Origin of the sequence: Pseudomonas fragi, assembly GCF_900105835.1 — a bacterium.
Taxonomy (GTDB): domain Bacteria; phylum Pseudomonadota; class Gammaproteobacteria; order Pseudomonadales; family Pseudomonadaceae; genus Aquipseudomonas; species Aquipseudomonas fragi.
Genome location: NZ_LT629783.1, coordinates 245,386 through 259,546 on the forward strand (window position 1 = coordinate 245,386; position 14,161 = coordinate 259,546).

The 14,161-nt window shown below is 60.9% G+C and carries 12 protein-coding genes and 3 tRNA genes; 9 read left to right on the forward strand and 6 right to left on the reverse strand.

Annotation, left to right across the window (positions count from 1 at the left end; genetic code table 11):
- The first annotated feature begins 61 nt into the window (after positions 1 to 61).
- The 8 genes from BLU25_RS01110 to BLU25_RS01145 all read left to right on the forward strand — a co-directional run bounded on the left by BLU25_RS01110 (position 62) and on the right by BLU25_RS01145 (position 5,824).
- Positions 62 to 619, forward strand: coding sequence for a CvpA family protein (locus BLU25_RS01110; RefSeq protein ID WP_016780514.1), 558 nt, complete (start codon positions 62 to 64; stop codon positions 617 to 619).
- Positions 620 to 660: 41 nt separating this feature from the next.
- On the forward strand, positions 661 to 2,166 hold the full coding sequence (gene purF, locus BLU25_RS01115; protein WP_016780515.1) for an amidophosphoribosyltransferase: 1,506 nt from the start codon (positions 661 to 663) through the stop codon (positions 2,164 to 2,166).
- A 64-nt stretch (positions 2,167 to 2,230) separates the two neighbouring features.
- Entirely contained in the window at positions 2,231 to 3,442 is a 1,212-nt protein-coding gene (locus BLU25_RS01120) for an O-succinylhomoserine sulfhydrylase (protein ID WP_016780516.1), read from the forward strand.
- Between the two features lie 8 nt (positions 3,443 to 3,450).
- A complete protein-coding gene (locus BLU25_RS01125) occupies positions 3,451 to 4,218 on the forward strand; it encodes an SDR family oxidoreductase (RefSeq protein ID WP_029611362.1) in 768 nt (255 codons plus the stop codon).
- 98 nt (positions 4,219 to 4,316) lie between these two features.
- A tRNA-Val gene (locus BLU25_RS01130) sits at positions 4,317 to 4,392 on the forward strand.
- Positions 4,393 to 4,447: 55 nt separating this feature from the next.
- Positions 4,448 to 4,524, forward strand: a tRNA-Asp gene (locus BLU25_RS01135).
- 101 nt (positions 4,525 to 4,625) lie between these two features.
- Positions 4,626 to 4,702: transfer RNA gene (locus BLU25_RS01140), tRNA-Asp, on the forward strand.
- Between the two features lie 288 nt (positions 4,703 to 4,990).
- Positions 4,991 to 5,824: a DUF2242 domain-containing protein gene (locus BLU25_RS01145; protein ID WP_016780518.1), complete on the forward strand. Its 834-nt coding sequence runs from the start codon at positions 4,991 to 4,993 to the stop codon at positions 5,822 to 5,824.
- 235 nt (positions 5,825 to 6,059) lie between these two features.
- Here BLU25_RS01145 and BLU25_RS01150 read toward each other — a convergent pair whose 3' ends face one another.
- Positions 6,060 to 7,100: an AraC family transcriptional regulator gene (locus tag BLU25_RS01150; protein WP_016780520.1), complete on the reverse strand. Its 1,041-nt coding sequence runs from the start codon at positions 7,098 to 7,100 to the stop codon at positions 6,060 to 6,062.
- Between the two features lie 4 nt (positions 7,101 to 7,104).
- Entirely contained in the window at positions 7,105 to 8,235 is a 1,131-nt protein-coding gene (locus BLU25_RS01155) for a carbon-nitrogen hydrolase family protein (protein ID WP_016780521.1), read from the reverse strand.
- Positions 8,236 to 8,445: 210 nt separating this feature from the next.
- Between BLU25_RS01155 and BLU25_RS01160 the strand changes: the two genes are divergently transcribed.
- Entirely contained in the window at positions 8,446 to 10,482 is a 2,037-nt protein-coding gene (locus BLU25_RS01160; RefSeq protein ID WP_016780522.1) for an NADPH-dependent 2,4-dienoyl-CoA reductase, read from the forward strand.
- Positions 10,483 to 10,592: 110 nt separating this feature from the next.
- Here BLU25_RS01160 and BLU25_RS01165 read toward each other — a convergent pair whose 3' ends face one another.
- Genes BLU25_RS01165 through BLU25_RS01180 form a run of 4 tightly spaced genes read right to left on the reverse strand, consistent with a single transcriptional unit; the run spans position 10,593 to position 14,111 of the window.
- Complete coding sequence (locus BLU25_RS01165; RefSeq protein ID WP_083369479.1) at positions 10,593 to 11,378, reverse strand: amino acid ABC transporter ATP-binding protein; 786 nt, start codon at positions 11,376 to 11,378, stop codon at positions 10,593 to 10,595.
- 16 nt (positions 11,379 to 11,394) lie between these two features.
- Positions 11,395 to 12,636, reverse strand: a complete 1,242-nt coding sequence (locus tag BLU25_RS01170; protein WP_083369480.1) for an NAD(P)/FAD-dependent oxidoreductase — start codon at positions 12,634 to 12,636, stop codon at positions 11,395 to 11,397.
- 48 nt (positions 12,637 to 12,684) lie between these two features.
- A complete protein-coding gene (locus BLU25_RS01175; RefSeq protein ID WP_016780525.1) occupies positions 12,685 to 13,395 on the reverse strand; it encodes an ABC transporter permease in 711 nt (236 codons plus the stop codon).
- On the reverse strand, positions 13,392 to 14,111 hold the full coding sequence (locus tag BLU25_RS01180; protein WP_016780526.1) for an ABC transporter permease: 720 nt from the start codon (positions 14,109 to 14,111) through the stop codon (positions 13,392 to 13,394). Before BLU25_RS01180 ends, BLU25_RS01175 begins: the two co-directional genes overlap by 4 nt.
- Between the last annotated feature and the right edge of the window lie 50 nt (positions 14,112 to 14,161).

Here is a 14,161-nt window from a genome sequence, read left to right on the forward strand (position 1 = left end):
CCTTACCTGAGCGGCGGCGCTCTGCTAAAATGCGCCGCCTCATCTATCCGTAGGCTGAACTGTGCCATTTACCTGGGTTGACTGGGCGATCGTTGCAATCATCGCCATCTCCGCTTTGATCAGCTTGAAGCGCGGCTTCGTAAAAGAAGCATTGTCGCTGTGCACCTGGATCATTGCCGGGGTCGTTGCCTGGATGTTCGGCGGTTCGCTGTCGCAATACCTCTCCGGATACATCGAAACACCTTCCGCCCGCGTCATCGCCGGGTGCACCATCCTGTTTGTCGCCACCTTGCTGGTAGGCGCAATGATCAATTTTCTTATCGGCGAACTGATTCGCGTCACCGGCCTGTCCGGGACCGATCGTTTTCTCGGCATGGCCTTCGGCGCTGCGCGTGGCGCGTTGCTGGTGGTCACTGCCGTCGGGCTGTTGAGCCTGGGGCCGGTACAGCAAGACTCATGGTGGCAAGAGTCGCGGCTCGTGCCACAATTTCTATTGGTTGCCGACTGGTCCAAAAACCTCATTCTGGGGTGGAGCAGTCAGTGGCTGGCCAGCGGAATCAGCGTACCCGCTGATATTCCGTTCAAGGAGCACCTCTTGCCGGCTACCCAGCCCAAGTGAGCGGTGTTCAGTTCAGATCCATTAAGTAGGGGTTGCGTCGCATGTGTGGCATCGTCGGTATCGTCGGTAAGTCGAACGTCAATCAGGCGCTGTATGACGCGCTAACCGTCCTCCAGCACCGCGGCCAGGATGCTGCCGGTATTGTGACCAGCCATAATGGCCGGTTATTTCTGCGCAAGGACAACGGGCTGGTTCGTGACGTGTTTCATCAGCGTCACATGCAGCGTCTGGTCGGCAACGTGGGCATTGGCCATGTGCGCTATCCAACCGCTGGCAGCTCGACTTCAGCTGAAGCCCAGCCGTTTTACGTCAACTCGCCCTATGGCATCACCCTGGCGCATAACGGTAACCTGACCAACGTTGAACAGCTGGCCAAGGAGATTTACGAATCTGACTTGCGTCACGTCAACACCAACTCCGATTCGGAAGTGTTGCTTAACGTCTTCGCCCACGAGCTGGCGCAGCGCGGCAAGTTGCAGCCCACTGAAGAAGACGTGTTCGCGGCTGTGGCTGATGTCCACAACCGTTGCCTCGGCGGCTACGCCGTGGTGGCAATGATCACCGGTTACGGCATTGTCGGTTTCCGCGATCCGAACGGCATTCGTCCGATCGTCTTCGGTCAGCGTCATACCGACGAAGGCGTCGAGTACATGATTGCCTCCGAAAGCGTGTCCCTTGATGTACTGGGCTTTACCCTGATCCGCGACCTGGCACCGGGCGAAGCGGTGTACATCACTGAAGACGGCAAGCTGCACACCCGTCAGTGCGCGGCCAACCCGAAACTGACCCCGTGCATCTTCGAGCATGTGTACCTGGCGCGTCCGGATTCGATCATCGACGGTGTGTCGGTGTACAAGGCCCGTCTGCGCATGGGTGAGAAACTGGCCGAGAAGATCCTGCGTGAGCGTCCTGAGCACGACATCGATGTGGTTATCCCGATTCCGGACACCAGCCGTTGTGCTGCGCTGGAGCTGGCCAACCACCTGGGCGTCAAGTTCCGCGAAGGCTTTGTGAAAAACCGCTACATCGGCCGTACCTTCATCATGCCGGGCCAGGCTGCGCGTAAAAAATCCGTGCGTCAGAAGCTCAATGCCATCGAGCTTGAGTTCCGTGGCAAGAACGTGATGCTGGTGGACGACTCGATCGTGCGCGGTACTACCTGCAAGCAGATCATTCAGATGGCTCGTGAAGCCGGTGCCAAGAACGTCTACTTCTGCTCGGCCGCTCCGGCCGTGCGCTACCCGAACGTGTATGGCATTGACATGCCAAGCGCCCATGAGCTGATCGCGCACAACCGCAGCACCCAGGAAGTGGCCGAGCTGATCGGGGCCGACTGGCTGATCTATCAGGACCTGCCTGACCTGATCGATGCGGTGGGGGGCGGCAAGATCAAGATCGATGCGTTCGATTGCGCGGTGTTTGACGGCAAGTACGTCACCGGCGATATTGATGACAACTACCTGGAGCGTATCGAGCGTGCGCGCAACGATGCATCCAAGGTGGTTGCCCAGGGTGTGGGTGCCACCATCGGCATATACAACAACTAGGATTTCACCAAACCGGCCCTGATGGGCCGGTTTGCGTTTCTCTAATACAGCAAGGAGTGGCAGCATGAGTCAGGATTGGGATGCAGGTCGGCTGGACAGCGACCTCGACGGCGTAGCGTTCGACACCCTGGCGGTGCGCGCAGGCCAGCACCGTACGCCAGAAGGCGAGCACGGCGATGCGATGTTCCTGACCTCCAGCTATGTGTTCCGCACGGCCGCCGACGCGGCAGCGCGGTTTTCGGGCGAGGTGGCGGGCAACGTTTATTCGCGTTACACCAACCCTACGGTCCGTGCCTTCGAAGAGCGCATTGCCGCCCTTGAAGGTGCCGAGCAGGCCGTAGCCACGGCGACGGGCATGGCAGCCATCCTGTCGGTGGTCATGAGCCTGTGCAGCGCCGGTGACCATATCCTGGTGTCGCGCAGCGTATTCGGTTCGACCATCAGCCTGTTTGAAAAGTATTTCAAGCGTTTTGGCGTGCAGGTCGATTATGTACCTCTGGCCGAGCTGGCTGGCTGGGATGCGGCAATCAAGCCCAACACCAAACTGCTGTTTGTTGAGTCGCCGTCCAACCCCCTGGCCGAGCTGGTTGATATCGCCGCACTGGCAGAAATCGCCCATGCCAAGGGGGCCTTGCTGGTAGTCGACAACTGCTTCTGCACGCCAGCCTTGCAGCAGCCGCTGAAGCTGGGCGCAGACATCGTGGTGCATTCGGCAACCAAGTTTATCGATGGTCAGGGCCGTTGCATGGGCGGCGTGGTTGCCGGTCGTGGCGAGCTGATGAAAGAAATCGTCGGTTTCCTGCGCACTGCGGGGCCGACCCTGAGCCCGTTCAATGCGTGGATCTTCCTCAAGGGGTTGGAGACCCTCAACCTGCGTATGCGCGCTCACTGCGCCAGTGCCCAGGCCCTGGCCGAGTGGCTGGAGCAGCAGGATGGCGTGGAGAAGGTTCACTACGCCGGCCTCAAGAGCCATCCACAGTACGAATTGGCCCAGCGCCAGCAGCGCGGCTTTGGCGCCGTGGTCAGTTTTGAGGTCAAGGGTGGCAAGGAGGGCGCCTGGCGCTTTATCGATGCCACCCGCCTGATCTCGATCACCGCCAACTTGGGCGACAGCAAAACCACAATTACCCATCCTGCGACCACTTCCCATGGTCGCCTGGCACCGCAGGAGCGTGAAGCGGCCGGTATTCGTGACAGCCTGATCCGCATTGCCGTGGGTCTGGAAGATGTTGCCGACCTGCAGGCCGACCTTGCACGAGGCCTGGCTGCGCTGTGACCGACTGGATGCTCGAAGCACCGGTTGGCGGTAATGGTCGTGTAGCGCTGGTGACCGGCGCTGCGCGCGGCATTGGCCTGGGGATTGCGGCCTGGCTGGTCAGTGAAGGCTGGCAAGTGGTGTTGACCGATATTGACCGTGCCCGGGGCGCCAGGGTGGCCAAGGCGCTGGGTGAAAGTGCCTGGTTTGTGACGATGGATGTATCGGTTGAGGTCGATGTCATCCAGTGTGTCGCCCAGGTGCTGGGGCAGTTCGGCCGCCTCGACGGGCTGGTGTGCAACGCCGCGATTGCGGATCCGCACAATACGCCCCTCGAAAGCCTCGACCTGCAACACTGGAACCGCGTCCTGGCGGTCAATCTCACCGGGCCGATGTTGCTGGCCAAGCATTGCGCGCCGTATCTGCGTGCGCACTGTGGTGCGATCGTTAACCTGGCTTCTACCCGCGCCCGTCAGTCGGAGCCTGATACCGAGGCTTATGTGGCGAGCAAGGGCGGTTTGCTGGCATTGACCCACGCACTGGCCATCAGCCTTGGCCCGCAGATCAGGGTCAATGCCGTCAGCCCGGGCTGGATCGATGCCCGGGATCCCTCTGTGAGGCGTTCAGCTCCGCTGACAGAGGCTGATCATGCCCAGCACCCGGCGGGCCGGGCAGGGGCCGTGGAAGACGTGGCAGCGATGGTGGCGTGGTTGTTGTCGCGCAATGCTGGTTTTGTCACGGGGCAGGAGTTTGTGGTGGACGGCGGCATGAGCAAGAAGATGATCTACGGCGAGTAAGGCCAGACCACTATTTTTGCATATTTCGAAAAAAACCCAATCTCGTCCTTGACTTAGCTTCGATAGGTGCGTAAATTTCGCGGCCTCAACGAAGCAAAGGGTGATTAGCTCAGCTGGGAGAGCATCTGCCTTACAAGCAGAGGGTCGGCGGTTCGATCCCGTCATCACCCACCACTTCTTGAGATTCTCGCAAGAGAAAGGTCGTTCCGAAAGGAGCTGCCACCGACGCGCAGCGGTAGTTCAGTCGGTTAGAATACCGGCCTGTCACGCCGGGGGTCGCGGGTTCGAGTCCCGTCCGCTGCGCCATATTTGTACAAATCAGGTTCGCCTGGTTTGCGATTGAAAAGCACCGAAGCTGTTCAGTCACAGGTTTAAAAGTTTCAAACGGGCGCAAGTCCGAGCGATACGCAGCGGTAGTTCAGTCGGTTAGAATACCGGCCTGTCACGCCGGGGGTCGCGGGTTCGAGTCCCGTCCGCTGCGCCATATTTGCTCCAGAGCCCTTGAACTCTCTGGAACTACAAAGAAAGCGACCTTAGGGTCGCTTTTTTTGTGCCCGGGATTTGGCTCGGGATGCTGCAAAAACTCTGTAGGAGCTGGCTTGCCTGCGATACACGCGGCGCGGTGCTTCTGATGGATCGCGCTGATGCCATCGCGAGCAAGCCCGCTCCCACAGGCTCTGCGCAGTTTAACGGGGGATGAGCCAATCAAACCCACGCAAAAAACACCACTTGATGCACAATACGTCCCGTACCGTTCTCTTCAGGATCTTCAATGCTTATGTCATTTCCCGTGCGTGCCGTTGTAGTCGCCCTCGTGCTGGCTGGTCTCGCAGGTTGTTCGTCGAAGAAAACAGCCATCTATGAACATGAAAACTTCGATGACTCCGGTACGTTCTCGCGCAATTACCCGGTGACCGACAAGTCAGCCTGCGAAGCAGCACGCCGCGCCTTGCTCAGCCAGGGCTATATCATCACCAGCAACGACCCAAAGATGATCAGCGGCCACAAGAGCTTCCAGCAAACCGGCGAAAGCCATCTGGAAATCAGCTTCAACATTGTGTGTGCTGACGATGGCGGTTCTGAGCATCACGCCACCATGTTCGCTAACGCGCTGCAGGACCGATACGCACTGAAGAAAGTCAACAACTCTGCCAGCCTGGGTGTCGGTGTACTGGGTTCGGTGTCGATGCCGATTGGTTCGACCGATGACTCGATGGTCAAGGTCGCCAGCGAGACGGTGTCTTCGGCGCAGTTCTATGACCGTTTCTTTGGCCTGGTGGAAGTGTTCCTGCCTAAGCCCAAGGAAGAAAAGAAAGCGCAGCACGCCCCGCAACAACCCAAGCCTGAACTGGGGGTGCCGGAACCCGCGCCGGTGAAGGCTGAAGTCGTTGTGCCTGCAGCTGTGCCGGTTATCGTGCCCGAGCCAGTGGTGGCGCCAGTCAGCGAGCCGGTGGTGCCACCGGCAACCGTTGAGCCTGTGCTGCCTGTTGAGGTGCCTGTAACGGTGCCAGCAGTTGTGGCACCGGTCACGCCTGTGGTCGAGCCTGCAGCCGAGCCTGCCATCACCCCCGTACCTGCCGCCGTAGAGCCCTCCACCGTTCAATAACTGTGCAGTAAATCTCAAAAGCTCTGCTACGTTTATCAATGGGTATTGACAGTGCGCGCGAAGGTGTCATTTTTCCTTCATGCGGGCACTTTATGCTCAGGCATGACTTAACACAGACTGAAAAGGGATGCTGCAATGGACGACTATCAGGAAGAGCTGCTTGAGTACCAGGCCTTTGAACTGGACCCGCTGGACCCTGCCGATGACGCGACAGAGCTTTGAGCCCTGCATCGCTTCAGGCAGATTGGCGCTGACGCCGCCGGTACTCCCCCGGCGTCTGCGCATTCCAGCGCTTGAAGGCCCGCTGAAACGCCTCGGCTGAGGCAAACCCCAACAAGTAAGCGATTTCGCCGAAGGCCAGCTCCGTATCGCGGATATAGGTCATGGCGAGGTCGCGTCGTGTGTCATTGAGAATGGCGCGAAACTGCGTGCCTTCTTCTGTCAGCTTGCGGCGCAGGGTCCAGGTTGGCAGCTTCAGGCGTGCCGCCACTTCTTCCAGGTCGGGTTCGCGACCGCCATTGAGCAAAGGCCCCAGCAATTGCGTGATGCGCTCGCGCAGGCTGCGGGTACGGGTCAGTTGCTCCAGTTCCCGTTCGCACAATTGCAGCAGGTACGCCCAGGTGCTGGGGCAGTGCTGGGGGTTACGCAGGTCGAGGGTGGCGTGATTGAGGCGCAGCTGATTGGTGTCGGCGCGAAAGTGGATTGCGGCACTGCCCAGCTCGCTGTAGTGCTGCGCGTAATCCGGCTCGCTGAATTCAATATCGATCTGTTCGCAGCTCAAGGGTTGCGCCGCGACCGTTGACAGGTGCTGCAACCAGCCAGCGATGATCGAGTCCACCACAAAGCGGTTGTAGGCGTTGTACGGGCTGATGGAGTAAAACCGCAGCCAGGCGCCCCGGGCGTCTTCGTGCAGGCTCGATTGCCCGCGGTAGTTGGAGCCGTACAAGGGCTCGAAGCGGATCAGAGTGCGTGCCGCTTCGCGCACGGTGGGGGCCTCGGCTGCGGTAACCCCGGCCAGCCCCACCTGGCTCAGGCGGCTAAGCTGGCCCATGCGCAGGCCCAGGGCCGGGTTGCCGGTCAGGGCAATCGCGGCGTGGCCCAGGCGCATATAGCGGGGGATCGACAGGCGTGCCAGCGGCTGGGCCAGACGGGCCGGGTCCAGGCCAAACTGTTCGAGCAGGGGGGCCGGGTCGTGGGCGCAACTGCGTACGGCGTCAGCCAGGGCCTGGACAAAGCCGACCGAAAGATCGCCCAGACGCATCGGCAGCGGCTTCATGGCATTACAACCAGAGATTGAGCAACCGGGCGCCGCTCACCGGCTGGTCCGGGCTGGTCTGGCCGTTGCGGCTGATAAAGCCCTGGCCGGTGCTGTGCTTGTCCCAGAACTTGCCGCGCAGGAACACGGTCATGCCCGCTTCGGCGGTGCTGCTGGGCAGGCTGCTGATCAGGGTCAGGCGATGCCAGGCATCGCCTTCGGTCACTTCGCCGGGCTTGAGGCTGATTTCGCTGGGTGTCGATACGCTTTTATAGCCGCCCCAGGGCTTGTCCCAAGTGGTCTTGCCGACGATAAACGCTGGCACGGCTATCAATTGCACACCTTTTTCGTTGAGGGTGCGGTAGTTCTCGGGGTACCAGCTGTCGCTGCCGATCAGGATGCCCAGGCGCCCGGCCGGGGTATCCACCACATTCAACTCATGGTCGGGGCCTGGCTGGATATAGCTTTGCTCTTCATAGGTGGGCAGTAACTGAAGCTGGGGTTTGCCGAGCGCTGCGCCGGTGCGGTCAAACACCACGCTGCTGTTGTACAGCGGGCCGCTGCCGGGTAGCAGTTTGCCGTTTTCGATACGCGGCTCGGGCAGGGCAATGCTACCGGCCACCAGGGTCACGCCAAACTCTTTGGCCAGGCCACCGAACAGCGTCTGGTAATCAGCGGCCATGCTGGAGGCCTTCATGCGCAGGTGGGCATCGTTGGTCCGGCTTTCGCCGTCGGCCCGTAACCAGGCACCGGCGAAGGCCAAGGGGTTGCTGATGGCCAGCCAGTGCATGGCTTCATTGAGGTTGGCCGCCTGGTACAGCTGGCTTTTTTCGCCACGGAACATCAGCCACGAGCCGATATGTTCCGGCAGTACCACCACGGTTTTGTCGTTGATCAGGCCGGCGTCGCGGGCGCTGTTGAGGTACGCCGCGAGCTTGAGGTGAACCAGTGCCAGGCTTTGATAATCCCGTGGTGACAGATCGGGTTCGATGCCCAGCAGGTTGCCACGGTCGTTATTGACGCCGTCGTTGATGGCCAGCTCGATACGCAGGTCAGACAGGTAGTGGCCAACGTCCCTTTGCGTGGTCCACCAGGCATAGCTGCCGGCAGCGGCGAGAAGGGCAATCAGTAAGGTGCAGCCAATGAGTTTGCGCATAGAGATAGAGCGGACAGCTTTCAGCGGAATTCGGCCTCTAGGGTAGGTGGCGCGCGCCGGCTTGCCAAGGGGTGCTGCGCATTAGGGTTAATAATTTGTAACTTTGGGTCATTGAGTGGGGCCGGTTGAGTCTTTACTGTGCCTCACATCAACGACGGGAGCCGCAGAGCATCCCGCGTTCCGTGATTTCGCCCGTTGTGGAGCTTTTCGATGACCGCCACCCGCTACCCGCATTTGCTCGCCCCCCTGGACCTGGGTTTTACCACCTTGCGCAACCGCAGCCTGATGGGCTCGATGCACACCGGCCTGGAAGAAAAGCCCGGTGGCTTTGAGCGCATGGCCGCCTACTTTGCCGAGCGGGCCCGCGGCGGTGTCGGCCTGATCGTCACTGGCGGCATTGCGCCCAACGATGAGGGCGGGGTGTACAGCGGTGCAGCCAAGCTGAGCACCGTCGAAGAAGCCGAAAAACATGTGGTCGTGACCCGCGCGGTACACGATGCCGGCGGCAAGATCTGCCTGCAGATCCTTCACGCCGGGCGCTATGCCTACAGCCCGCGCCAGGTCGCGCCGAGTGCGATCCAGGCGCCGATCAACCCGTTCAAGCCAAAGGAGCTGAACGAGGAGGGCATCGAAAAGCAGATCAGCGACTTCGTTACCTGCGCCAGGCTGGCCCAGAGCGCGGGCTATGACGGTGTCGAGATCATGGGCTCGGAAGGCTACCTGATTAATCAGTTCCTGGCGGCGCACACCAACCAGCGTACCGACCGTTGGGGTGGCAGTTACGAAAACCGCATGCGCCTGCCGGTGGAAATCGTGCGTCGCGTGCGCGAAGCCGTTGGCCCGAATTTCATCATCATTTACCGCCTGTCGATGCTCGATCTGGTGGAAGGCGGCAGCGTCTGGGAAGAAATCGTGCAACTGGCCAAGGCTGTCGAATCGGTCGGTGCGACCCTGATCAACACCGGTATCGGCTGGCACGAAGCGCGTATCCCGACCATCGCTACCAAGGTGCCCCGTGCCGCGTTCAGCAAGGTCACGGCCAAGCTGCGCGGCTCGGTTAACGTGCCGCTGATTACCACCAACCGCATCAACACCCCGGAAATCGCCGAGCAGATCCTGGCCGAAGGCGATGCCGATATGGTGTCGATGGCGCGTCCGTTCCTGGCCGACCCCGAGTTCGTCAACAAGGCGGCTGCCGGGCGCAGCGACGAGATCAATACCTGCATCGGTTGCAACCAGGCATGCCTTGACCACACCTTTGGCGGCAAACTGACCAGTTGCCTGGTCAATCCGCGTGCCTGCCATGAAACCGAACTCAATTATTTGCCGACCATTGCCGTGAAAAAAATCGCCGTGGTGGGTGCCGGCCCGGCCGGGTTGGCTGCTGCCACCGTGGCCGCCGAGCGCGGGCATGAGGTGATGCTGTTTGACTCGGCCAGCGAAATCGGTGGTCAGTTCAACGTGGCCAAGCGCGTGCCGGGCAAGGAAGAGTTTTTCGAAACCCTGCGTTACTTCAAGCGCAAGCTGCAAACCACCGGCGTCGAGCTGTGCCTGAATACCCGGGTGGATGTGCAGCAATTGGTCGATGGCGGTTTTGACGAGATCATTCTGGCCACTGGCATCGCGCCGCGGACTCCGGCGATTCCGGGCATCGATCACCCCAAGGTGCTCAGCTACCTGGATGTGATTCTGCAGCGTAAGCCGGTGGGCGCCAAAGTGGCGGTGATTGGTGCGGGCGGGATTGGTTTTGATGTGTCGGAGTTTCTCGTGCACCAGGGCGTTGCCACCAGCCAGGATCGTGAAGCGTTCTGGAAGGAATGGGGCATCGACAGTGCGCTTGAAGCTCGTGGCGGTGTGGCGGGGATCAAGCCCGAGGTGCATGCCCCGGCTCGCCAGGTGTACCTGCTGCAACGTAAGAAAACCAAGGTAGGCGACGGCCTGGGCAAAACCACCGGCTGGATTCATCGCGCGGGTCTGAAAAACAAGCAGGTGCAGATGCTCAACAGTGTCGAGTACCTGGGCATCGACGATGCAGGGCTTCATATCCGCATTGGCGAAGGCGAGCCGCAGGTGTTGGCAGTGGACAACATTGTCATCTGCGCCGGGCAGGACCCGTTGCGTGAGTTGCAGGACGGTCTGGTGGCAGCGGGGCAGAACGTGCACTTGATTGGCGGCGCGGATGTGGCGGCGGAGCTGGATGCCAAGCGGGCCATTGATCAGGGGTCGAGATTGGCGGCGCAGCTGTAAAGCGCCCTCACCCTAACCCTCTCCCTGAGGGAGAGGGGACTAAAAGCAAAAGCAGCTATTCGCAACGTCACAAATCATTCCCTTCACCCTCTGGGTGAGGGACTTTGTTCTTAATGCACGATCTGCGCTAAAAACGCCTTGGCCCGTGGGCTTTTCGGGGCGTTGAAAAACTCTTCGGGTGGCGAGTCCTCGATCACCATGCCGCCATCCAGGAACAACACCCGCTCCGCCACCTGCCGGGCAAAGCCCATTTCATGGGTCACGCACAACATGGTCATGCCACTGCCGGCCAGGTTGACCATCACGTCCAGCACTTCGCTGACCATTTCCGGATCCAGTGCCGAAGTCGGCTCATCGAACAGCATGATTTTCGGTTCCATGCACAACGCCCGGGCAATGGCCACACGCTGCTGCTGGCCGCCGGACAACTGGCTCGGGTATTTATCAGCCTGGCTGGCAATGCCGACCTTGGTCAAAAAATGCTGGGCCAGTTCAATGGCTTTTTTGCGCGACAAACCGCGCACCGACATCGGCGCCAGGATGCAGTTGTCCAGCACACTCATATGCGGGAACAGGTTGAAATGCTGAAACACCATGCCGATTTCACTGCGCACCTTGCTCGCCTCGCGGGTAGGCAGCGACAGGTCGGTGTCGTTGATCAGGATGCGCCCCTGCTCGGCGATTTCAAGGCGGTTGATGCAGCGGATCAGCGTCGACTTGCCGGAGCCGGACGGGCCGCACAGCACGATGCGTTCGCCTTCGCGCACTTTCAGGTCGATGCCCTTGAGTACATGAAAAGCGCTGTAGTACTTGTTCAGCCCGGCGATATCCACGACTACCTTGCGGGTGTCAGTGACTGGCGACACGGGGTGTACGTAAGCAGGTTGTGCAAGCATGGTGTGTCTCCAGTAATCAGTGAAAACGCTCGGCGCTGTAGGGCGCAGGGTCGGTGAAGGGTTTTTCCCCGGTCATCATTTCGGCCAGCAGGCGCCCGCTCACCGGGCCCAGGGTCAGGCCATGGTGGGCGTGGCCAAAGTTGAACCACAGGCCTTTGTGGCGGCTGCCAGGGCCAATCACCGGGCACATGTCCGGCAGGCACGGGCGCCGGCCCAGCCAGGGTTCGGCATCCACGCGCTCACCCAGCGGGTACAGGCGTTGGGCGCGTTCTTCGCAGCGGCGCAGCTGGATTTCATTGATCGGGTCATCGCTGTCGGCAAATTCGATCCCGGTGGTCAGGCGAATGCCTCCGACCATCGGTGCCAGTACATAACCGCCCACCGAATCGAGAATCGGGTGCTGCATGGTCTGGCCGTCTTTGGCGGCGTAGTGCATGTGGTAACCGCGCTTGATCGCCAGGGGAATGCGATAACCCAGGGGTTCGAAAATCGCCCGCGCTTGCGGGCCGAGGGCAACCACTACTTCATTACCGACGATCAGGCCCTTCTGGCTTTCGACCTGCCATTGCCCGGCGGTAGCTCGCAGGCTGGTGGCATCGCCTGTGACAAAGGTGCCGCCACGCTTTACAAACAGTTCGGCATAACCACGGGTCAGGCCGCCGGGATCGCTGACGGTCTTGGGGTCAAGCCAGTGGATGCCGCCGATCACATCGGTATGCAGGCCCGGCTCCAGGGCGTGCACCTGCTGCTCGCCCAGCACCCGGTAGTTGAGTTTGTACTCGCCCAGGGCTGCGGCATCGCGCTGGGCCTTGTCGAAGTCGGCCGGGGTGCGATAGACCTCGATCCAGCCGCTGTCATCTATCAGCGCCGTGACGCCGGCCGGTTCGGCCAGCAGGTCGTGTTCGCTGACGCATTTTTCAATCAGCGGCAGCATGGCGCGGGTGGCCTTGGCCAGCTCCTTGGGCGCGGATTGCTGCCAGTACTTCAACAGCCACGGCCCGGCCTTGGGCAGGTGCTTGAGGCTGTAGCGCACGTCCGATTGCTGGTTGAGGCCATAGCGCAGCAGGCGCGAGATCTCCCGCGGGAACGAGTAGGGGATGACGCTGGCGCGCTCGATCAGCCCGGCATTGCCGTGGCTGGTGCCGCTGCCCGGCATTGCGCGGTCAAGCAGCACCACGCTGCGCCCGCGGGCCTGGAGTTGCAACGCTGTACTGACGCCGACAATGCCGGCGCCCAGAACGATAGTGTCGCAGTGCATAAACAAATCCTTAAAACAGGGGCCGTGTTCGCAGCCCGGACAATGGGCTTACTGCAAGTGACGGCCGAGGCGGCCTTCGATCAGCTTCAGGCTGCGGCGCACCACTTCCACGATCAGCAGGTAGAGCACGGCGGCCCACAGGTAGACCTGGAAGTCGAAACTGCGCGAGAACGCCATCTTGGTCACGCCCATCAGGTCGTATATGGTCACCAGCGAGGCAATCGCACTGGCCTTGATCATCAGGATCAGCTCGTTGCCCAGCGGGCCGATGGCCACCAGCAGCGATTGCGGCAGGATGATTTTGCGAAAGGCGGTCCAGCGCGACAGGTTCAGGGCCTTGCAGGCTTCACGCTGGCCCTGGGCCACGGAGAGGATGCTGCCGCGCAGGATCTCGGCCTGATACGCCGCCGTGTTGAGGGTAAAGGCCAGCAGGGTGCAGAACCACGCATCGCGGAAAAACCACCACAGCCCAACGTCCTGCCAGAAGCCCTTGAATGAGCCCAGGCCGTAGTAGAGCAAAAACAGTTGTGCCAGCAGCGGCGAGCCGCGAAAGAAATACACATAGGCGCCGGTGAAGCTGCGCAAGAAACGGTTGCTGGACAAACGCCCCAGGGCGATCAGCAAGCCCAGCAAGGCGCCGAGGGTGAAGGAAATCGCCACCAGCTTGCCCGTGACCAGCAGCCCGTCGATAAAGCGCGGGCCGTAGCGTTCCAGCAAATCGGGGTTGAGAAACATGTTTTGCAGGTCCGCCAGGCTCATGGCTGCACGCTCCGTTGGTGGCGGCTGAAGTAGCGCTCAAGGAAGGCGAACAGGCGCCCCGAGATCGCCGAGAAAAACAGATAACCCAGGCAAGCGACGGTGTAGAACAGCATCGGCTCTTTGGTCACGCTCACCGCCAGGTTGGTCTGGCGCATCAGGTCCACCAGGGAAATGGTCGACACCAGCGAGGTGTCCTTGAGCAGCGACAACCAGTTGTTAGACAGGCCGGGCAGGGCGATGCGTGCCAGTTGCGGCAGTACCACCTTGCGAAAGGTGGTGAATTTGCTCAGGCCCAGGGCCGAGGCCGCTTCGAACTGGCCCTTGGGGATGGTCTTGAATGCGCCCAGCCAGATCTCGCTGGAGAAGGCGGCAAATACCAGGCTAAAAGCCACCATCGCGGCGACGAAGGTATTGATCGTCACCTGGGCGTCGTAGCCCATCATGGCGAGGATTTTTTGCGCAGCGATCTGGCAGCCGTAATAAATGATCAGCAGGGTCAGCAGTTCCGGCAGACCACGAAATACTGTAGAAAAAGTGGTCGCCCACGCCCGCAGCCAGCGGTTTTTCGAGCGTGCCGCCACCGCTACGGCCAGGCCCAGGGGCAAGCCGATGGGCAGGCAGCTCAAGGCCAGGGCAATGGTCACCAGCGCACCGGCGAGCAGCGCCGAGCCCCAGCCGCCACTGGCAAAAGAAAGGAGTGAGAGTTGATCGAGCATGCTCGAGTCCCCGGGCAAAATTGGGCCGAAATTCAGCCGCCGCGCACTTC

Coding starts and splice junctions, on each gene's coding strand:
- purF (WP_016780515.1), top strand. CDS start 661: ATGTGTGGCATCGTCGGTATCGTCGGTAAGTCGAACGTCAATCAGGCG.
- BLU25_RS01120 (WP_016780516.1), top strand. CDS start 2,231: ATGAGTCAGGATTGGGATGCAGGTCGGCTGGACAGCGACCTCGACGGC.
- BLU25_RS01125 (WP_029611362.1), top strand. CDS start 3,451: ATGCTCGAAGCACCGGTTGGCGGTAATGGTCGTGTAGCGCTGGTGACC.
- BLU25_RS01145 (WP_016780518.1), top strand. CDS start 4,991: ATGCTTATGTCATTTCCCGTGCGTGCCGTTGTAGTCGCCCTCGTGCTG.
- BLU25_RS01150 (WP_016780520.1), bottom strand. CDS start 7,100: ATGAAGCCGCTGCCGATGCGTCTGGGCGATCTTTCGGTCGGCTTTGTC.
- BLU25_RS01155 (WP_016780521.1), bottom strand. CDS start 8,235: ATGCGCAAACTCATTGGCTGCACCTTACTGATTGCCCTTCTCGCCGCT.
- BLU25_RS01160 (WP_016780522.1), top strand. CDS start 8,446: ATGACCGCCACCCGCTACCCGCATTTGCTCGCCCCCCTGGACCTGGGT.
- BLU25_RS01165 (WP_083369479.1), bottom strand. CDS start 11,378: ATGCTTGCACAACCTGCTTACGTACACCCCGTGTCGCCAGTCACTGAC.
- BLU25_RS01170 (WP_083369480.1), bottom strand. CDS start 12,636: ATGCACTGCGACACTATCGTTCTGGGCGCCGGCATTGTCGGCGTCAGT.
- BLU25_RS01175 (WP_016780525.1), bottom strand. CDS start 13,395: ATGAGCCTGGCGGACCTGCAAAACATGTTTCTCAACCCCGATTTGCTG.
- BLU25_RS01180 (WP_016780526.1), bottom strand. CDS start 14,111: ATGCTCGATCAACTCTCACTCCTTTCTTTTGCCAGTGGCGGCTGGGGC.